Source organism: Actinoplanes flavus, from assembly GCF_017592555.1.
GTDB classification, from domain to species: domain Bacteria; phylum Actinomycetota; class Actinomycetes; order Mycobacteriales; family Micromonosporaceae; genus Actinoplanes; species Actinoplanes flavus.
Map to the genome: position 1 here is coordinate 49428 of NZ_JAGFNS010000005.1, position 18247 is coordinate 67674.

General features: G+C 70.4%; 24 protein-coding genes and 1 tRNA gene. 20 read left to right on the top strand and 5 right to left on the bottom strand.

Going from position 1 to position 18247, the window contains the following annotated elements:
- Positions 1 to 15 precede the first annotated feature (15 nt).
- A tRNA-Pro gene (locus J5X75_RS09085) sits at positions 16 to 89 on the top strand.
- A gap of 831 nt (positions 90 to 920) precedes the next feature.
- Here J5X75_RS09085 and J5X75_RS09090 read toward each other — a convergent pair.
- The 3 genes from J5X75_RS09090 to J5X75_RS09100 are packed head-to-tail and all read right to left on the bottom strand — an operon-like array spanning position 921 to position 4770.
- Positions 921 to 2162: an MFS transporter gene (locus J5X75_RS09090; protein ID WP_208466884.1), complete on the bottom strand. Its 1242-nt coding sequence runs from the start codon at positions 2160 to 2162 to the stop codon at positions 921 to 923.
- On the bottom strand, positions 2159 to 3424 hold the full coding sequence (locus J5X75_RS09095; protein ID WP_208466885.1) for an MFS transporter: 1266 nt from the start codon (positions 3422 to 3424) through the stop codon (positions 2159 to 2161). The genes J5X75_RS09090 and J5X75_RS09095 overlap by 4 nt, the downstream gene beginning before the upstream one ends.
- Positions 3421 to 4770, bottom strand: a complete 1350-nt coding sequence (locus tag J5X75_RS09100; protein WP_208466886.1) for an MBL fold metallo-hydrolase — start codon at positions 4768 to 4770, stop codon at positions 3421 to 3423. Before J5X75_RS09100 ends, J5X75_RS09095 begins: the two co-directional genes overlap by 4 nt.
- A gap of 79 nt (positions 4771 to 4849) precedes the next feature.
- On the opposite strand from J5X75_RS09100, the gene J5X75_RS09105 reads away from it, so the two are divergent.
- The gene (locus J5X75_RS09105) at positions 4850 to 5506 is read left to right on the top strand and encodes an ArsR/SmtB family transcription factor (protein WP_208466887.1); all 657 of its coding nucleotides are present in this window, start codon (positions 4850 to 4852) and stop codon (positions 5504 to 5506) included.
- Positions 5503 to 5781: a sulfurtransferase TusA family protein gene (locus tag J5X75_RS09110; RefSeq protein ID WP_307797998.1), complete on the top strand. Its 279-nt coding sequence runs from the start codon at positions 5503 to 5505 to the stop codon at positions 5779 to 5781. The genes J5X75_RS09105 and J5X75_RS09110 overlap by 4 nt, the downstream gene beginning before the upstream one ends.
- On the opposite strand, the gene J5X75_RS09115 is transcribed toward J5X75_RS09110, so the two are convergent.
- Complete coding sequence (locus J5X75_RS09115; protein ID WP_208466889.1) at positions 5735 to 6151, bottom strand: MarR family winged helix-turn-helix transcriptional regulator; 417 nt, start codon at positions 6149 to 6151, stop codon at positions 5735 to 5737. The genes J5X75_RS09110 and J5X75_RS09115 overlap by 47 nt on opposite strands.
- Before the next feature lie 112 nt (positions 6152 to 6263).
- Here J5X75_RS09115 and J5X75_RS44075 point away from each other — a divergent pair, with 112 nt between their 5' ends.
- From J5X75_RS44075 to J5X75_RS09140, 6 genes are all read left to right on the top strand, one after another.
- Positions 6264 to 6518, top strand: a complete 255-nt coding sequence (locus tag J5X75_RS44075) for a hypothetical protein (RefSeq protein WP_238487602.1) — start codon at positions 6264 to 6266, stop codon at positions 6516 to 6518.
- Complete coding sequence (locus J5X75_RS09120) at positions 6460 to 6906, top strand: class I SAM-dependent methyltransferase (RefSeq protein ID WP_238487622.1); 447 nt, start codon at positions 6460 to 6462, stop codon at positions 6904 to 6906. The genes J5X75_RS44075 and J5X75_RS09120 overlap by 59 nt, the downstream gene beginning before the upstream one ends.
- Positions 6903 to 7151: a glutaredoxin family protein gene (locus J5X75_RS09125; protein WP_208466890.1), complete on the top strand. Its 249-nt coding sequence runs from the start codon at positions 6903 to 6905 to the stop codon at positions 7149 to 7151. The genes J5X75_RS09120 and J5X75_RS09125 overlap by 4 nt, the downstream gene beginning before the upstream one ends.
- 192 nt (positions 7152 to 7343) lie before the next feature.
- A complete protein-coding gene (locus J5X75_RS09130) occupies positions 7344 to 7685 on the top strand; it encodes an ArsR/SmtB family transcription factor (RefSeq protein WP_208466891.1) in 342 nt (113 codons plus the stop codon).
- Complete coding sequence (locus J5X75_RS09135) at positions 7682 to 8164, top strand: SRPBCC family protein (protein ID WP_208466892.1); 483 nt, start codon at positions 7682 to 7684, stop codon at positions 8162 to 8164. Before J5X75_RS09130 ends, J5X75_RS09135 begins: the two co-directional genes overlap by 4 nt.
- A 3-nt stretch (positions 8165 to 8167) precedes the next feature.
- Positions 8168 to 8479, top strand: coding sequence for an SRPBCC family protein (locus J5X75_RS09140; RefSeq protein ID WP_208466893.1), 312 nt, complete (start codon positions 8168 to 8170; stop codon positions 8477 to 8479).
- A gap of 193 nt (positions 8480 to 8672) precedes the next feature.
- Here J5X75_RS09140 and J5X75_RS09145 read toward each other — a convergent pair whose 3' ends face one another.
- Complete coding sequence (locus J5X75_RS09145; RefSeq protein ID WP_208466894.1) at positions 8673 to 9287, bottom strand: methyltransferase family protein; 615 nt, start codon at positions 9285 to 9287, stop codon at positions 8673 to 8675.
- 48 nt (positions 9288 to 9335) lie between these two features.
- Between J5X75_RS09145 and J5X75_RS09150 the strand changes: the two genes are divergently transcribed.
- From J5X75_RS09150 to J5X75_RS09195, 11 genes are all read left to right on the top strand, one after another.
- Positions 9336 to 9680: an ArsR/SmtB family transcription factor gene (locus J5X75_RS09150; protein WP_208466895.1), complete on the top strand. Its 345-nt coding sequence runs from the start codon at positions 9336 to 9338 to the stop codon at positions 9678 to 9680.
- Entirely contained in the window at positions 9680 to 10423 is a 744-nt protein-coding gene (locus J5X75_RS09155) for a cation efflux transmembrane domain-containing protein (RefSeq protein WP_208466896.1), read from the top strand. Before J5X75_RS09150 ends, J5X75_RS09155 begins: the two co-directional genes overlap by 1 nt.
- Positions 10424 to 10445: 22 nt before the next feature.
- Entirely contained in the window at positions 10446 to 10577 is a 132-nt protein-coding gene (locus tag J5X75_RS45385) for a hypothetical protein (protein ID WP_274383482.1), read from the top strand.
- A gap of 221 nt (positions 10578 to 10798) precedes the next feature.
- Entirely contained in the window at positions 10799 to 11179 is a 381-nt protein-coding gene (locus J5X75_RS09160) for a hypothetical protein (RefSeq protein WP_208466897.1), read from the top strand.
- A gap of 102 nt (positions 11180 to 11281) precedes the next feature.
- On the top strand, positions 11282 to 11941 hold the full coding sequence (locus J5X75_RS09165) for an alpha/beta fold hydrolase (RefSeq protein ID WP_208466898.1): 660 nt from the start codon (positions 11282 to 11284) through the stop codon (positions 11939 to 11941).
- Positions 11938 to 13173, top strand: coding sequence for a hypothetical protein (locus J5X75_RS09170; RefSeq protein ID WP_208466899.1), 1236 nt, complete (start codon positions 11938 to 11940; stop codon positions 13171 to 13173). Before J5X75_RS09165 ends, J5X75_RS09170 begins: the two co-directional genes overlap by 4 nt.
- A gap of 245 nt (positions 13174 to 13418) precedes the next feature.
- Entirely contained in the window at positions 13419 to 13691 is a 273-nt protein-coding gene (locus J5X75_RS09175; protein WP_208466900.1) for an SHOCT domain-containing protein, read from the top strand.
- A gap of 336 nt (positions 13692 to 14027) precedes the next feature.
- Positions 14028 to 14507 carry a MarR family winged helix-turn-helix transcriptional regulator gene (locus tag J5X75_RS09180; protein ID WP_208466901.1) on the top strand — a complete coding sequence of 160 codons (480 nt, stop codon included), beginning with the start codon at positions 14028 to 14030 and terminating at the stop codon, positions 14505 to 14507.
- Between the two features lie 10 nt (positions 14508 to 14517).
- Positions 14518 to 15099, top strand: coding sequence for a class I SAM-dependent methyltransferase (locus J5X75_RS09185; RefSeq protein WP_208466902.1), 582 nt, complete (start codon positions 14518 to 14520; stop codon positions 15097 to 15099).
- Positions 15096 to 15491 carry a hypothetical protein gene (locus J5X75_RS09190; protein WP_208466903.1) on the top strand — a complete coding sequence of 132 codons (396 nt, stop codon included), beginning with the start codon at positions 15096 to 15098 and terminating at the stop codon, positions 15489 to 15491. Before J5X75_RS09185 ends, J5X75_RS09190 begins: the two co-directional genes overlap by 4 nt.
- A gap of 546 nt (positions 15492 to 16037) precedes the next feature.
- The gene (locus J5X75_RS09195; protein ID WP_208466904.1) at positions 16038 to 18221 is read left to right on the top strand and encodes a heavy metal translocating P-type ATPase; all 2184 of its coding nucleotides are present in this window, start codon (positions 16038 to 16040) and stop codon (positions 18219 to 18221) included.
- Positions 18222 to 18247: the final 26 nt, after the last annotated feature.

Below are 18247 nucleotides of genomic sequence, written 5' to 3' on the forward strand. Positions count from 1 at the left end.
GGTTCCGGGCGAGATCGGGCTGTAGCGCAGCTTGGTAGCGCACTTGACTGGGGGTCAAGGGGTCGCAGGTTCAAATCCTGTCAGCCCGACTTAAACAAAAGGCCAGCGTAGCTGGCCTTTTGTATTTCTGGACATCGATACATCCGCAGTGGCGTGACACGAATTTTTGCACGTACGCGCGTACGGTTTGCGCCAGGACTCCGGCTGATCTTCAGGGCCTGCTCTTCCTCAGCAGCTCTTGAGCCTTTCATCTGTGTCGACCTCGCTGTCGGGAACCTTGGCTGAGCAGGGCATTCATGTCTGGACTGATCGAATCTCGGCTCGGCGGGCCTCCTTGTCGGCGATGCCGAATGTCGATGCGCTGTTGCCTCCTATGTGGATGATCACGACACTTCGATGACACGAACGCCCGTACGGTGATCTTCGCTGGGTTGGCCGGTCCCGTCTGGGTCGGTGAATCCATGATCGCGGTTGGTGGCTGGGCGCGGAAAGTTGTCCGCGGTTGTCCCGGCAGTCGGCTGATTCTCCTGCGGCGGGCGGCGGAGTAGAGGGCAATCGGGCGTGGAGCCTGTCGATTCTCGGGGCGGGTTCACCCGGCACTGTTGGTCGAAATCGACGCCTACGACGACCGGGTTGCGTCGGCGCGCACCGTGCATGGTCTTGCCGGGCAGAAGCGCACGCGGGATGCGGCGGACGAGACTGTCGCCGCTTGGTGGAGGGATGGGCGTCAGGTTTAGTTACGGGCGCCGCACTGGGCAGGGCCTCGGGACGGTGGCTCGTAGTCGCACGACGGTGCAGTCGTGGGGGTGCAGGCTGACCGGCGTGTTGCCGAACCGGCGAGCTTCCACCTGCGTCCGCGGATGGTCACCCTGGCCTCGACAACCGCTGTGCCTTCGTGCAGCTACGGCCATTGGTCGGCTTCAGACCGTGGCGCTTCGCATGGCGCTCGCGGCTACGAAGGGGATCACGGCGAGTGCCAGTAGTCCGCCGATGATGGAGAGGGTGGCGTAGCTGGTGGCGTCCATGATGATGCCGCTGGCGAGGCCGCCGCCGGCGCCGGCGAGGGCGACGCTGACGTCGATGGTGCCTTGGGTTTTGGCGCGGGTGTGAGTGGGCGCGTTGTCGGTGATCATGGCGGTGCCGGAGACGAGTCCGAGGTTCCAGCCGAGGCCGAGCAGGGCCAGTGCCAGGGTCAGCAGGATGACGGAGTCCTCAGGTGCGGTGGCTGCCACGACGCCGGAGGCGAGCAGGGTGACGCCGGCAGCAACGGCGACGGGGATGCGCCCGATACGGTCGACGAGGATGCCGGTGATCGGTGAGGGTAGATACATGGCGCCGATGTGCACGGCGATGACCAGGCCGGTGGCGTGCAGGTCGTGGCCGTGGGCGTGCATGTGGACCGGGGTCATGGTCATGACGGCGACCATGACGAGTTGGGTGAGGACCATGGTGACCGCGCCGGCGGTGACGGCGCCGGCGAAGCGGCGGCCGTGGCCCGGTCCGGTGCCCGCAGGGGTGGCGGCGGGTGCGGGTGTGGTGCGAGAGAACAGCAGCGGGTCGGGGCGTAGCAGCAGCAGGATGGTGCCGGCGATGGCGTAGGCGATCGCGGCGAGGGCGAACAGTCCGGCCAGGGCAGGGATGCCCCAGTGTTCGGCGAGGGTTCCGGCGGGGCCGACGAGGTTGGGGCCGGTGACGGCGCCGATGGTGGTGGCGACCAGGATGGTGCTGACGGCGCGGCCGCGGCGGGCGGGGTGGGCCAGGTCGGTGCCGGCGTAGCGGGCCTGCAGGTTGGTGGCGGTGCCGGCGCCGTAGACGAGTAGCGAGGCGAGCAGCAGCAGGACGTTGTCCAGGGTGGCGGCCAGGACCACGCCGCCGCCGCCGAGGGTTCCGGCGGCGTATCCGGCGGCGAGGCCGGCGCGGCGGCCGTACCGGTGGGACAGGCGTCCGACGAGCAGGGCGGTGGCCGCGGACCCGGCGGTGAACAGCGCGGTGGGCAGGCCGGAGAGACTGGTGGTGCCGAGCATGTCGGCCGCGAGCAAGGCGCCGACAGTAGCGCCAGCGGCGAGCCCGGCGCCGCTGAACACCTGCGAGGCCATGACGACGGCCAGGGTTCGCTGCTGCACCGCCTGCCGGGACTCGGCAGCGTCGGAGGTGGAGGTCATGAGGTGCCCGAGTCCTTGCTGCTGCGGGGGTGGGTTTCGTACATACGCGCCCAGACCAGCAGGCCGGAGGCGGCAGTGAGGGCAGCGACGACCCAGACGGCGGCGCGGATGCCGGCGAGGTCGGCGACGATCCCGGCGACCAGGGCGCCGGCGGCGAAACCGCCGTCGCGCCACAGCCGGTAGACGCCAACGGCGCGGGCACGCCAGGCGGGGTGGGCGACATCGGAGATCGAGGCCAGTAGGGTCGGGTACACCGCGGCAGTGCCCGCGCCGAGCAGCACCGCGGCGGCGGCCCAGGCGGCGAACCCGTCGGCGAGCGCGATCAGCGCGAGGGCGGCGGCCTGGGCGAGCATCCCGGCGACGATGAACGGTTTGCGGCCGTAACGGTCGGAGGCCGGGCCGGTGGCGAGTTGCCCGAGGCCCCACACGGCCGGGTACAGGGCGGCCAGTGCGCCGATCTGGGTCAGCGACAGCCCGGCGGTGGCGAACAGGATCGGGAACAGGCCCCAGGCCAGGCCGTCGTTGAGGTTGTTGACCATCCCGGCCTGGCTGGCCGACGAGAGGGCCGGTTCGCGCCAGCTGGCCAGGGCGAACACCTGCCCGGTCGACAACTGACCGCTGTGCGGGCCGGCGGTGTGGGTGGCGGCTTCGTGGCGGGCGTGGCCGCGGGTCTCGCGGACGAACACCGCCGACAGGCCGAGGCCGAGGGCGATGTAGGCGGCGGTGAGCAGGAACGGCGCCGGACGCAGCCCGTACTGAGCAGCGAGGACGCCGGTGGCCATCGCGGTCGCGGCGACGGCGATGTACCCGGCGGCCTCGTTCAAGCCCATCGCCAGGCCACGCCGGTGGGGTCCGGCGAGGTCGATCTTCATGATGACGGTGGTAGACCAGGCCAGCCCTTGGTTGATGCCGAGCAGCACGTTCGCCGCGACGATCCAGCCCCAGCTCGGCGCCCAGATCAGCGTGGCCGGGATCGGGATCGCGACCGCCCAGCCGGCGAGCAGGACCGGTTTACGCCCGTACCTGTCGGCCCACGTGCCGGCGAAGAAGTTGGTGGCGGCCTTACTCAGGCCGAACGCGAGGATGTAGGTCAGCGCGGCGATGTAGGCGCCGAGGCCGAACTCGCGGTCGGCGAGCAGCGGCAGCACGGTGCGTTCGGAGCCCAGGACACCACCGACCAGGGCGTTGACCACAACCAGCAGGGTGAACTGGGCGGCGTTGACCGCCAGCCCCAGCCTGGGCACGGTGCCGGCGGTGGTCACGAACCCTCCTGCAGGCGGCGGCCGGTGGCGGCGGCCCAGTCGTCCGGCCCACCGGCCAGCACCGTCAGGTCGCGGCGGCCGGTACGCCCGAGCAGGGTGGCGGCGGTCATGGCTCGTTCGCCGTGCCCGCACATCACCACCGCGGGCCCGGCCGGTGCGGCGTCGCCGGCGGCGGACAGGCCGCCGAGCTCGAGATGCAGGGCGCCGGGCAGGTGCCCGCCTTCGTACTCGGCGGCCTGCCGGATGTCGAGCACCGGTGCGTCGACCTGGTCGGGGCGGATCAGGCGGGTGGTGGTGACCTCCCCGGTCCACGCGTTCATGCCGTCGGCGAGCTCTCCGACAATGCGGTCGAAGCCGATGTTCAGCGCCGGCCACAGGATGTCGGCCGGGTCTTGGCCGTGGTTGCGCACGATCACCACCGGGACCTCGGGGTCGACGAGCCAGCCGAGCCAGGTGGCGAACTGCGCGCGCAGCGGGATCGCGATCGCGCCGGGGATGTGCCCGGCTGCGACGTCGGCCACCGGCCGCACGTCCACGATCACTGCGCCGTCGGCGAGCAGCTGCCGCACCTCGCCCTCGGACAGGTGGGGCAGGGTCGGGGTGGTGTAGATGACGGCGGGGCCGCGCCGGTTGGTCTCGCCCAGCCACCGGAAGTACGCCGGGTAGGAGCCCAGCGAGCCGACGAGCTGGGCGACGAACGCGTTGACGTCCGCCGCGGCCAGCAGCGGGTTACTCGTCTTCTCCACACCGATGGTGCTGGTGCGGGCGGCGCCTGGCGGGGCGGAGCAGAACGAGCCAGCACCGTGGGTGGGCCACACGTGCGTGGCGTCCGGCAGCGTCGCGAGGCGGTGCACCGACGCGTACTGGGCCTGGGCCAGCTCGGCGGTGCGGTCGTCGCCGAGCAGGTCGGTGCGGGCGGCGGAACCGACGATCAACGACCCGCCGGTGAACACCCCTACCGGCGCCGGGCCGTCGAGCAGCAGGAATGACAGGTGCTCGTCGGTGTGCCCGGGAGTGGCGAGGGCCCGCAGGGTGAGCCCGCCGAGGTCGACTTCGTCGCCGTCGGCCAGGCCGCGGTGGTCGAATGCACGCATCCCGGCCGCCGAGGCCAGGATCTGCGCGCCGTCGGTCGCCGCGAGCTGCACGGCGCCGGAGAGGAAGTCGGCGTGCAGGTGGGTGTCGGCCGCCCACGCCACCGTCAGGCCCCGCCGACCGGCGGCGGCCCGCAACGCCCGCAGGTCCCGCGGCGCGTCGACGGCCAGGGCCCGGCCGTCGCCAGTGTCGAACAGGTAGGCACTGTTACCCAACCCCTCGTCCACCAGCGGGATCAACCGCTCCTGCCGCATCTGCACCACACCCTCCGACCCGGGACGGCGGATCCCGCCACAGCTACTACACTATTCCACAGAACATTGGAGGATGGTCATGGGTGATCCGATCGCCAAAGCCGAACTGTTCGACTCCCTCGCCCGCGTCGGCAAGGCGCTGGGCAGCGGCAAGCGCCTGGAACTACTCGACCTGCTCGCCCAAGGCGAACGCAGCGTCGAGCACCTCGCCACCGCAGCCGATCTCGGCCTGACCACCTGCTCAGCGCATCTGCAGACGCTGCGCCAAGCTGGTCTGGTCGTGACCCGCCGTGACGGCACGAAAATCCACTACCGGCTGGCCGGCCCGGACGTCGCCACCCTTTACGCCCTGCTGCGTGACGTCGCCGGCGCCCGCAACGCCGCAGCGGCCGCCGCTCGCGACGCTTACCTCGGCCCGGCCGACACCGAGGCCGTCGACCGCGACGAACTACGGCGCCGCCTCGCCGCCGGTGACGTGATCGCCGTGGACGTGCGCCCGGCCGAGGAGTACGCCGCCGGCCACATCCCCGGCGCCGTCTCCATCCCCCTGGACCAGCTCGCCGAGCGGATCACCGAGCTACCCGCCGGCGTCGAGGTCGTCGCCTACTGCCGGGGTGCCTACTGCGTGCTCTCCCACGAGGCGGTCCGGCTGCTCACCGCCCACGGCCGCCCCGCGGCCCGGCTCACCGACGGCATGCTCGAATGGCGACGCGACCAGCTACCGATCGCCGCGTGAGACCGGTCGTCCTCGACGGCGGCGACCGCCGTTGTGTCCTGCTCCTGCTCGAACTGCGCCGGCTGATCACCACCGTGCCCGCGGGCACGGTCGTCCACCTGATCGCCAACGACCCGGCCACCCCGCTGGACCTGCCCGCCTGGTGCCACCTGACCGGCCACACCTACCTCGGACCCGTGCCCGGCGGGCAACCGACCTACGCGGTGCGGGTTGCCGGCACGGCGGTGCTCACCGATTTGCGGTCGCCGTGGCGACCTGCGCCAGCCGGACCATGACCGTGTCCATGGTGGCCACGAACTGCCGCACCTGCTCCTCCGGAAGTCCGGCGAACAGGTAGGCCGAGTGCCGCTCGTACTCGGCGGCCAGCCCGGCGGTCACCGCACTGCCCCGATCAGTCAACTGCACCAGCAGCGCCCGCCGATCTTCCGGATGCGCCGTCCGCCGCACGAACCCGGATTCCTCCAGACCGTCAACCAGAGCGGTGACATTGCGCGCCGTCACCCCTATCGCCCGCGCTAGCTCCCGCTGCGTCTGCGGGCCGCCCCGGTGCACCAGCCACACCACCGTGGCCCGGGCCCGGCTCAATCCGTGTTCGGCGAGCCCGGCCTCCATGTACTGCTGGACCGACGCGGCGAACCCAAACACCCGCTCCAGGACGGCCGGGAACGCGGGACAACCCGTCGATACATTGTGTATGTCATTCACTATGTATAGCCTCCGTAGGGAGCGTACCGATCCACGCCACCGGAGGCGACCGATGCGACATCCGATCTTCGCCCGCGTCTACGAGAAGCTCAGCGTGCAGATGGACCGCGCCGGAGCCGCCGAACACCGCCACACCCTGGTCGCCGGCCTGCGTGGCCGGGTGATCGAGATCGGCTGCGGCAACGGCCTGATGTTCGCCCACTACCCGGACGGTCACCGAGGTCCTCGCCGTCGAACCGGAACCCCGCCTGCGCGCGACCGCCCAGGCTGCCGCCCGGTCCGCGCCGGTGCCGATCCGTGTTGTTGACGGTCTCGCCGATGCGCTGCCGGCCGGCGACGGCGAGTTCGATGCCGCCGTCACCGCTCTGGTGCTGTGCACTGTGCCCGACCAGCAGGTCGCGCTCGCCGAGATCCGGCGGGTGCTGCGGCCCGGGGGTCAGGTGCGGTTCCTCGAGCACGTGCGCGCCGACCAGCCCGGAGCGCTGCGCCGCGCGCAAAAGATTGCCGACGCCACGGTGTGGCCGCTACTGCTCGGGGGCTGCCGCACCAGCCGCGACACCGTCGCGGCCATCACCGCCGCCGGCTTCGCCCTCGACTGCCTCGACCGGTTTTCGTTCCCTCCGAACGGCCCGGCTAGCCCCGCCTCCCCGCACGTCAGGGGCGCCGCCACCCTGCCCGTCGGCGGCACGCCGTGAATCAGACCGAGGTGACCGTCTACAGCCGGCCCGGCTGCCCGTACTGCTACCTGCTGCGCCGCGGACTGCGCCACCGCGGCGTCACCTTCGCCGAGATCGACATCTGGCAGCACCCGGACGCTGCCGCCCAGGTCCGCGCCGTCGCCGACGGCAACGAAACTGTCCCCACCGTCCACGTCGCCGGCCGGTGGCTGGTCAACCCTCGCGCCGCCCACGTCCAGCGCCTCGCCACCACAGCGGATTAGCGCGCGGGTCCGCCCACCGGCAGGCCGGCTGGCAACGGTCCTCCTGTCGCGGAGGCGCACCTCTCTAACGTCACCTGCCGGGGCGGACTCCGCCAGCAAGACCCACAACATTCGCGGCGGCAACCTCCGCAAGCCATCGTGCTGCGTCGGCAGTGCTTGACGCCATGCTTGGTAAGTCGTAACTTACCGTTCGTGGCAACTTACCAACCAGGTGATGGGTGGGACGTACTCGCCGACCCGTCGCGGCGCTCCATCGTCACGTGCCTGGCTGAACGGCCACGGGCCGTCGGTGAACTAGCCGACGAACTGCCGATCAGCCGACCCGCGGTGTCGCAGCATCTGAAGGTGCTCAAAGACGCCGGTCTGGTCACCGACGAAGCCGCCGGCACCCGCCGCGTCTACCGGCTCAACCCCGCAGGCGTCGCGGCGCTACGCGACCAACTGGACACCTTCTGGAACCGTGCGCTGCGCGGCTACCAGGAGATCGCCGCCCGACCGGATCCCGACAGCACAGCAGGCGAGGAGACGTCATGACCGAGGCAACGGCCGTCGTGGTGCGACGGCAGATCATCATTCCGGCACCGATCGAACGCGCCTTCACGGTGTTCACCGAGCGGTTCGGCGACTTCAAACCGCCGGAGCACAACCTCCTCGGCGCACCGATTGCCGAGACCGTATTCGAGCCGAAGGTCGGCGGCCACATCTACGACCGCGCCACCGACGGCACCGAATGCCGCTGGGCTCGCGTCCTGGCCTACGAGCCGCCGGACCGGCTCGTGTTCAGCTGGGACATCAGCCCGCGATGGCAGGTCGAAACCAACCCGGACAACACCAGCGAGGTCGAGGTCCGCTTCACCGCCGAAGCTCCCGACCGTACTCGCGTAGAACTCGAACACCGCCACCTCGACCGGCACGGCCCCGGCTGGGAATCCGTCCGCGACGGCGTCGCCCACGACGAAGGGTGGCCTCTCTACCTGGACCGCTACGCCGCCCTGTTCACACAGGACAGCTGAGTCATGGCACCGATCACGGTCAGCACCGATATCGACCGCTGCGCACCGGAGGTCTTCGCCTACGCCACCGACCCGACCCGCTTCCACGAATGGCAGAGCGGCGTCGTCGACGGACACCTGGACTCGCCGGGCAACCCCGAGCCGGGCGCCCTCTGCCGCACCACCCGCCGCATCGGCGGCGCCAACCGGACCAGCACCTCCGAACTCACCCACATCAACCCGCCGGCGACCTGGGGCGTCCGCGGCATCGACGGCCCCATCCGCGCCATCGTCGACGTCACCGTGGAACCCCTGGGCACCACCGATCCCGGCTGACCATCACCGTCGACTTCGCCGGCCACGGCATCGGCAAGGTACTCGTCCCGCTGGTGGTACGCCCTGAGGCCCGCAAAGAGATGCCCGGCAACCTGGCGAAACTGAAACAGCATCTGGAAGCGGGCAGATAACAGACGTGATGGAACGCCTGCATGCCGTCGAACCCGCCGCTTGATCACCCGGACCGCCGTTGTCAGGTGGTGCTCGCGGTTCGGCCGAGCCCGGGCAGGAACCGGCCGGTATGGCGGGTGTACTCGGCGTACGCGGTGCCGTGCGTGGCCCGCAGGTAAGGCTCCTCGACGACGCGGACCTGCAGTTCGATCCCGGCGATCACGGCAGCCAGGGCCAGCAGTTGCGCCCAGGTCGGCGTCATGGCGGAGATTCCGGCCATGGCGGTGATGATGGCGGTGAAGACCGGGTTGCGGACCAGGCCGAAGACACCGGTAGTGACCAGGGCGGTGCGCTCTTCGGCGTCGACGCCGATGCGCCAGGAATTCCCCATCGCTTGTTGAGCGGCGAAGACGCCGAAGAATCCGATGAGGGCGACGACGGTGCCGATCACCTGGATGGGCGGGTGGTACAGGGCCAGCAGCGGGTCGAGGGTGCCGGTGGCGTCCAGTAGCGGGGCGATGAAACCGCCCAGGGTCCCTATGCCGAGTAGTGCCTGTGCCCACCAGGCGGCGCTGCCGGCGGGCGGATGGCTGTGCCGGTGGCCGCTGTCGCCGGTGCGGCGTTTGTGCAGCCAGGTGCGCAGGACGAAGGCGACGAGGATGCCGGTCAGGTAGAGGGTGAACGCGATCCAGGCCATGGCGCATCTCCTTCGGGAAGGCTTCGGCTGGCGACAGTACAGCATTCGATGTACTGTCAGGCAGTGGAGATCCTGACTCACGGCTCGGTGCTGGCCCGCTTCGGGCATGCCCTGTCGGACCCGACCCGGGCCCGGTTGCTGCTCGCCCTACGCGAGGGGCCGGGCTACCCGGCCGAACTGGCTGACCTGATGGGCTGCACCCGGCAGAAGTTGTCGAATCACCTGACCTGTCTGCGCGGCTGTGGTCTGGTGGTGACGGTGCCGGAGGGCCGTCGGGTCCGTTATGAGCTGGCCGATCCGCGGCTGGCGCACGCGCTGGGTGATCTGCTCGGGGTGGTGCTGGCCGTGGACCCTTTGGCGTGCCCGGACTCGGCCGAGAAGGGTTGCTGCTGATGGCCGGCCCGCTGATTCAGATCACTCCGGTGGGGCCGTCGCCGCAGCGCCGCAGCGTGCTCAGTCGCCGCGTGCGGCTGCTGGTGGCTGCGACGATCACCTACAACGTGATCGAGGCGATCGTTGCGATCACCGCGGGCACGATCGCGTCGTCGACCGCGTTGATCGGCTTCGGCCTCGACTCGATCATTGAGGTGTCCTCGGCCGCCGCCGTGGCGTGGCAGTTCGCCGGTAAGGATCCCGAGGCCCGCGAGAAGATCGCGCTGCGGATCATCGCCGTGTCGTTCTTCGCCCTGGCCGCCTACGTCACCGTCGAGTCGGTGCGTGCTCTGATCAGCGGCGCAGAAGCCGAGCACTCCAGCGTCGGCCTGGTTCTGCCCGCGCTGTCGCTGGCGATCATGCCGGGCCTGTCCTACGCCCAGCGACGTGCCGGGCGGGAACTCGGGTCGCGGTCGGCGGTCGCCGACTCGAAGCAGACGCTGCTGTGCACCTACCTGTCCGCGGTGCTGCTGGTGGGCCTTGCGGTCAACAGCCTGTTCGGCTGGTCCTGGGCTGACCCGATCGCCGCCCTGGTAATCGCCGCCGTCGCGGTGAAAGAAGGCCGTGAGGCATGGCGCGGCGACGCCTGCTGCGCCGTACCGATCACCGGTGCCTCAGCGCAACCGGCTGCCGTCGCCCACGGTGAGGTGGATGCGTGCGGATGCCAGCCCGGCTGCTCCTGCTGCTCTGGCGAAAAGTCGTGACCGGCTCCGCCGGCGGTGGGCGATGAGCGGGGACTGCTGCGGCGGTGACCGCAATGATGACGACGCCACCTCACCGCGAACCGTGTGGATCATCCTCGCCGTGGTGATGATCGGTGGCTGGGGAGCGCTGGCCGCGGTCCTGTTCTCCCGGTGATCCGCCCACGACTGGAGCTTTCACAGGAAACCGGCGTGCGGTTCGGGGGCTGCTGGCAGAACCTGCGGTAACGAACCACCGGCAGCAGGATCCACGGGTGGCGACCGGCATTCGGAATCAACACACCGACTCCTGCCGTCGGCTCTCGGATGTCCCGGCCGGGTGGCTTGTCACACGAACGGCGGGGCCGGTTCACCGCTGGCGCTGGTTAACTGGAGGGTATGACCGCGCGCCCGTACGGGATGGCCCGGCCCTGCCGTTCCTGGCCGGGCGGGCTCGTCGCCGTGGTCATGATCGTGGTGCTTGTCGCCGCAGCCGCCCTGTTCTCCGCCGCGAGCGCCCACCATGCCGGTGATCATGTGTACGCGGGGCATACGGCGGTCGCACCCGTCGTGGCGCACCACGATGAAACCGCGCATGAGCACCAGCACGGCAACGAGTGGACCCCGCATCCCGTCAAGCGTCTGCGGGTGGCTGCGGATGTCGTGGCCGTCGCCGTGCTCCCGGTCGTTGCGCCGCCACTCGATCGTGATGTCGTCAGGGCCGGGACGGTGGTCGCCTCGGATCCTGATCTCAGTCTTCTGGGTGTCCTGCGCATATAGGACTGCGTCTTTCCTCGTATCTCTTCGAGCACGTCATCGCGCCCGCGGCTTGACGCCGATGATGCGCGCCCGCGTATCCGCAGATCAGGAAGACGATTCACCGTGCCTCCGCAGCCGCCTCGCCGTACGACCCATGCGTACGGAACACCGAAGAACCTGCTCGTCTACGACCGCTGGGGCCGCTACGGCCGTCCCGTCGTGTTTCTGCACGGCCTCGGCTACGACCGCACGATGTGGTGGCCGGCCGCCGCCGATCTCGGTGGCGACGTCGCCGCCGTCGCCATCGACCTGCCCGGTCACGGCCAGTCCGCGGCCCGCCACGACTGCGGCCTGCCGTCGCTGGTCCACGACCTCATCATGCTGATCGGCGGGCTCGACCTGCGCCGGGCTCCGATCCTGGTCGGCCACGCCGAGGCAGCACTGCTCGCGGCGGCGTTCGCCGAGCGGTGCGCTACCCACGCGGTGCTCGCCGTCGACGAGGTCCCGGCCGGAACCGACGAGCCGGACCTGGCGGGAGTACCCGAGTGGTACCGGCCGTTCGCGATACGACGAACAGACCCGGCGCTGCAACAGGCCTACCAGAGCTGGCACACCGGCCCGTCAGCTCGGCGCGCGATCACGCCCGCCCCCGTCCTCGTCGGGACGGCGTCCCACGCCGGCAGCGAAAGGTGCCTGCCGCATTTGCGTGACCCCGCAGGCTTCGCCGGCCTGTTGCAAACCCTGCACGAAGCCCTGGGCCGGCGAGGAAAGGGACGTCCATGAGGACGGTCACGTCTCCACTCGGCGAGCCCGGATTCGGCCTCCGCCGTTGGCTGCTTCTGGCGCTGGGAGCGGTGGTCGTGGTGGGCGCCGGGCTGTTCGCTCTGCAGGACAGGAGACCGCCGGTCTCCGCAGCCGCAACCCCACTGTGCTCGGCCGGTCGAAGTCCGGCCGGGTCGGTGACGGTACTGCCGGTGTCGCACTGGGAGAACCGGTACCTGCAGACGTGGGACTTCGAACGCACCGAGGCCCTGCCGGCGAGCCGCAGCGCCGACAGTTGGGAGCACTACACGCTCTCCTACGCGGTGGACGCCAACACGGCGGTCTTCCGTGCCACCGGACGCACCCGGTACCTGGACCGGGCTCTGGAGTACCTGAACGGTGTCGTCGACACCGCCCGGGCGTCGAAGTCGCTGCCGACCAGCCAGTACCGCGACGGCTACCTGGGCTGGGTGTCGAACCGGAAGGATCTGCAGCCGACCGGGGTCGAGGTGTCTCTGTACGAGAGCTACTTCTGGCGGCACGCCACCACGACGCTGCGGATCATGCGGCAGACCCCGGCCGTCTACGACGATCTCGGCTACCGTGCCCGGTACGAGAAGCTGCTGGCCTTCGCCGAGACGCACGTCTTCGACAAGTGGCACAGCCGCGGAGCCAACGACACCATCTACCGCAGCCGTACGCACATGGCGTCGCACTGGGCGACCATTGCTCTCAACCTGGCCGCGATCACCGAGGACCCGGCCCGCCGGGACCGCTACCGCAAGGTCGTCGACGACATCGATCGCAAGCTGCCGAATTACCCCACCGGCCTGCGCGGTCAGCTGCAACCGCATCCGGTGGACGCGTCGGCGTACTTCTGGAACGACGAGTGGGGCAGCACGCGGCGCCCGGGGCAGGACGTCAGCCATGCCAACGGCGTCATGTCGTACGTCGTCGAAGCCGAAGGCCAGGGCGACTTCTGGACCGCCGCGGACATGACCCGGTTCGGCAACCTGCTGACGAAGGTCATCTGGCCCGGCGAACGCCGCTACGCCGCATTCGTCGACGGCAGCGGCAACGACAACGGCTGGTTCTCCGACGGCCTGGTCAAACTGGGCCGCTACGACCCCGCCGTACAGCAGCGGCTGGAACGGCACGAGGTGGTCAACGGCCAGTTCGCCGCGAACATGGCCCTCAACGCCATGCTCCTGCAGCAAGCCCCATCCGCGGAGTCGTCGTCTTGTCCGCCGTGACCGGGAGACAGTCGGCAGTCCAGACGATCACCTTCGCAACCTCCGGGCGCGGACTCCACCCAGGCCCAGGCCCTGGACCGGGCCTCCCGGCGCCCGCCACTACCGCTGCTCTGTCCGCCGGGGTACGGACTTTCGGCCCACATGAGGCGCCCTTAGGCAGGTGCTCGGCCCTGCATACGGGAGGACGGTGAGAGGTACAGCGTCACCGGCGGCAGCCCGCCCGTGCAGGACCAGAGGAGATCGCGATGATGTACAACGGCTACGGCATGGGCGGCTGGGGCATGGTCCTGATGACCGTGAGCAGTGTGCTGTTCTGGGCGGCGGTGATCGCCGGCATCGTCGCCGTGGTCCGCTACATCGGACGCGCCGCGCAGTGCAATCAGCCCGTGACGCATGGACCGACACTGCAGCAGTTGCTCGCCGCGCGGTTCGCCCGCGGCGACATCGACAACGAGCAGGACACCCGGGACCTGCAGGTGCTCAGCGCGACAGCACCGCCATACGGGCACGGCGACTGACACGAACACCGCCGTGGTCATGCCGCTCGCCACCGGCTTCTTCCGCCCGTGCGCCGGCCGCGGCCGGCACGGCGATCAGCCCGGACACCCGCGTTGCCGGGTGACGCTGTCCACCGAGACGCGCTCACCGGCCGTCCGGTCCGGTGCGTCTTGGGCGGCGTTCCGGGGTGACGCTACGGGCCTGGCCGAGGCTGCACGATCCTGACCGTCACCGCCCCTGCCGGGGAGCAGTGCAGGGGCTGCGGGCCCCTGTGAGGGTAGGTAACCGCTGCCCGATGCGTTTAACACCGCCGAAGATGGTTGTACCGTCGAACTTATTAGTTGTATCGTCGAACCATGTTGGAGGATGAGCTCGATCAGGCTGTTGCCCTGCAGGGGCGGATCACCGCGTTCGTGCGGGCCTTCGGATTGCATCAGCCTGACCGCACCCCGTGCGGGACGCCGGTGCCGAGCTCCGAGGCGCACGCGGTGGGCGAACTGGATCGAGACGGCCCGCTGACACAGACCGTGCTGGGTGAGCGGTTGCGGCTGGAGAAGAGCACGGTCAGCCGCATCGTCTCCCAACTGACCAGCCGTGGCTGGGTCTGCCGGGCCAACCGTGGTGGTGACGGGCGCCTGGTGTGGCTGGAGCTGACCCCGGACGGCCGCCGCGCTGCCGGCGAGCTGGCGGTTGCCCGTGCGGCGAGGTTCGCCGACCTGCTGCGCAACATTCCCGCTGAACAGCGCCCAGCAGTCATCGAGGCGTTGACGACCCTGGTCGACGCCGCCGGTGGGCAGCCGGCCACGGCCGAGGTGCGCGGAGCGGCACGTGACTGAGGCTCACGCAGTGTCTGCCGACGGTGCGGCGCGGCTGCGTCGTGAGGTGGCCGCGTTCTTCGATCCGTCGCGGTGGCGCAGTTCCCTGTCCGGCTTCGAGCACAGCGGATACGCCCTGGTCGAACAGGTCCGATCCTGGCAGCCGCGGTTCGTGGTCGACGTGGGATGCGGCGCCAACCCGTTCAAGGGCAAGATCGGCAACCTGATCGGGATCGAACTGGTCAACCCGGCCGCCGATCTGGTCTCGGACCTGCTCGACGCGCCCATCCGGCCCGGGTCAGTCGACGTGGTCTTCGCCCTGGGCTGCATCAACTTCGGCGGCCAGCAGGTCATCGAGCAGCAGTTGCGACACGTCGCGTCCTGGCTCACACCGCAGGGGCGCCTCGTCATGCGCGCCAACCCGGGCCTGCCCACGGGCCCCGGCCTGACCTTCTTCGCCTGGTCGCAGGCGAACCTGGACACGATAGGCGCTGTCGCCGGGCTGCACCGCGACGGACCGGTGCGCAACGACACGTACCGCAACCCCCACAGCGAGCCGGAGCCCCGCCTGGTGTGGCACTACCGGACCCGCCCTGAGACAGGCTCGCGGTGACCGCCTCATCGCCCGGCGCCACGCAGAACACGCCGCGTCGTCGCGCCGGCCGGTGGAGCGCCGGTGCGGTCCTCGGCGCGGCGATGGGCCTGGCCCCGCACCTGCTGCACCACATCGGACTGTTCGCCGGCGCGGCACTGCTGGCGGGGCTCGGTGGCACCGTGCTGTTCGCCGTCCTCGGGCTGGCCATGATGACACCGATGCTGCTGCGACTGCGCCGCCGGTTCGGCACCTGGTGGGCGCCCGGTATCGCGGTGCTGCTGTTCGCCGCCATGTTCGCCGGGTCGACCCTGGTGATCGGTCCCGCACTGCGCGGCGCCGTGAACGACCCGCCGCAGCCCGGCCCCACCCACTCGACCCCCGCCGGGGAACACACCCGCCACCACAGCTGACACCCGCCCAGCGCCACCAGCATGCGTGTGGCGGCGGTGACCGCGACGGCCGGGCGTCAGGCGGGCGGGCCGGCATCGTGCGTCGGCGGTAGCGCGAGGACCGACAGCACCGTAGCGGTGACGAGGTCGGCGGTGCTCGCCGGATCGAGACGGCCGAGGCGGGTCTCTTCCGCGGCTGCGCTGAGCAGGTAGCCGGACGCTCGCGTTGCGGTACGGCGTCAGCCGCACCAGGCTCGACGGGGGCGACGGCCGGCCTGTCCACCGTCGCAGCTCCCCGTCAACGAAAGTCGTGGCTTGGCCGTGAGGATTCTCTGGCGTTCCGGCCTTCGCTCCTCGTGATGGCGAATGTGAGCGACCACCGCGCGGTGGCCGCCGAACATACCCAACCAGTGGCATGCTCGGCGGCCGGCGACGGTGACCAGATGCGGTCGCGGTCGGGGCAAACCACGGCGTCGGTGAAGAGGTTTCGGTGTGACATCGGTGGCCATCACCACCCTTGCCATATACCCCTAGGGGGTATACCTTCGGGTATTGGAGGTGGTCGACATGCCGACCCACGACGAGCACGACAACACCCATTCTCACGGCCGCGAGCGCCACCAGGTCGCTGTGGCTCTCGACCACGCCGGCTCACACGACAACGTCCATCAGGCCACAGCCGGCCACGATCACCATGCGCGCGGACCCAGTGGCGGACCTCATGGCGGCCATGGGCACGAGGGTCACGACAAGCATGCCGGTCACGACCCGGAGGTCTTCCGTCGCAAGTTCTGGCTCAGCCTTGCTCTGACGATCCCGATCGTCGTGACCAGCCACATGATCATGGACTGGTTCGGCTACAGCCTCGACTTCCCCGGCATGGCCTGGGTCGGCCCCGTCCTCGGCACGGCGGTGTTCTTCTACGGCGGCTGGCCGTTCCTGGCCGGCGCGGTCAGCGAGGTCCGGGATCGGGCGCCCGGCATGATGCTGCTGATCTCGATGGCGATCACGGTCGCGTACGCGGCGTCGCTGGCCACCAGCCTCGGGCTGTTCGACCTGGACTTCTGGTGGGAACTGGCGGCGCTGGTGACCATCATGCTGCTCGGGCACTGGCAGGAGATGAAAGCGATCGGCCAGGCCCAGGGCGCGCTGGCAGCGCTGGCCGCGCTGCTGCCCGACGACGCCGAACGCGTCACCGGCACTGGCGGCGTCGAGAAGGTCGCATTGGCCGACCTGGCAGTCGGCGACACCGTGCTGGTGCGCTCCGGCGCCCGCGTTCCGGCCGACGGGCGAATCGTCGACGGAGCGGCCGAACTCGACGAGTCGATGATCACGGGCGAGTCACGGCCGGTGTCTCGCGGTGAGGGCGACCGGGTGGTGGCCGGGACGGTCGCAACCGACTCGGCGATCCGGGTGCGGGTCGAGGCGGTGGGGGAGAACACCGCCCTGGCCGGCATCGGCCGGCTGGTCGCGCAAGCGCAGGCCGCCGGCGGGCGGGCACAGGTGCTGGCCGACCGGTTCGCGGCGATGCTGTTCTACATCGCCTCCGCAGCCGCGGTGGTGACCTTTATCGTCTGGTGGCTGCTCGGCGACCTGGACCAGGCCGTCGTGCGGACGGTGACGGTGCTGGTGATCGCGTGCCCGCACGCTCTCGGTCTGGCGATCCCACTGGTGATCGCCCTGTCGACGGCGTTGTCGGCCAGAGCGGGCATCCTGGTCAAGGACCGGCTCGCCCTGGAGCGGATGCGCACCGTCGACACGGTGCTGTTCGACAAGACCGGCACCCTGACCAAGGGCGCGCACACCGTGACCGGCACCGCCGCCGCCGACGGGTTCACCGACACCGACGTGCTGCGCATCGCCGCAGCCGTCGAGGCCGACAGCGAACACCCGCTGGCGCGGGCGCTGACCGCGGTCGCCCACGACCGGGGCCTGCACGCCCGGGCCGCCGGGTTCCGGTCGCTGACCGGCCGTGGGGTGCAGGCGGTCGTCGATGCCCACACCTACGCCGTCGGCGGACCGGCTCTGCTGCGCGAGCTCGGCGCCGACGTTCCCGCCGGTCTGCAGGAGACGGCCGGGCAGTGGTCGGCGCGGGGCGCGGCGGTGCTGCACCTGCTGCGCGTACCCGACGGCGGCACGCCGGAGGTGATCGGCGTTTTCGCGTTGGAGGACGAGGTACGCCCGGAAGCCCGGCAGGCCATCGAACAGCTGCGCCGGGCCGGCATCAGCAAGATCGTGATGATCACCGGGGATGCCCGGCCGGTGGCCGAGGCCGTCGCAGCTGATCTCGGGTTCGTCCCTGGCGTCGATGAGGTGTTCGCCGAGGTGCTACCGGCCGACAAAAATCGCACGGTCGCGGAGTTGCAGGCCCGCGGGTTGCGGGTGGCGATGGTCGGTGACGGCGTCAACGACGCGCCGGCGCTGGCCCGCGCCGACGTCGGCCTGGCGATCGGGGCGGGCACGGACGTGGCGATCGAGTCCGCAGGTGTAGTGCTGGCCTCCTCCGACCCCCGCGCGGTGACCGGCGTGATCCGGCTATCGAAGGCCTCCTACCGCAAGATGATCCAGAACCTGGCCTGGGCGGCCGGCTACAACGTCGTCGCCATCCCCCTCGCGGCCGGGGTGCTGGCCTGGGCCGGGATCACGTTGAGCCCGGCTATCGGAGCGGTCCTCATGAGCGCCTCGACGATCGTGGTCGCGGTGAACGCCCAACTCTTGCGCCGGGTGAACCTGACCCCACAACAACAGTGACCACCAGCCCGCTGGCGCGGCCCCGG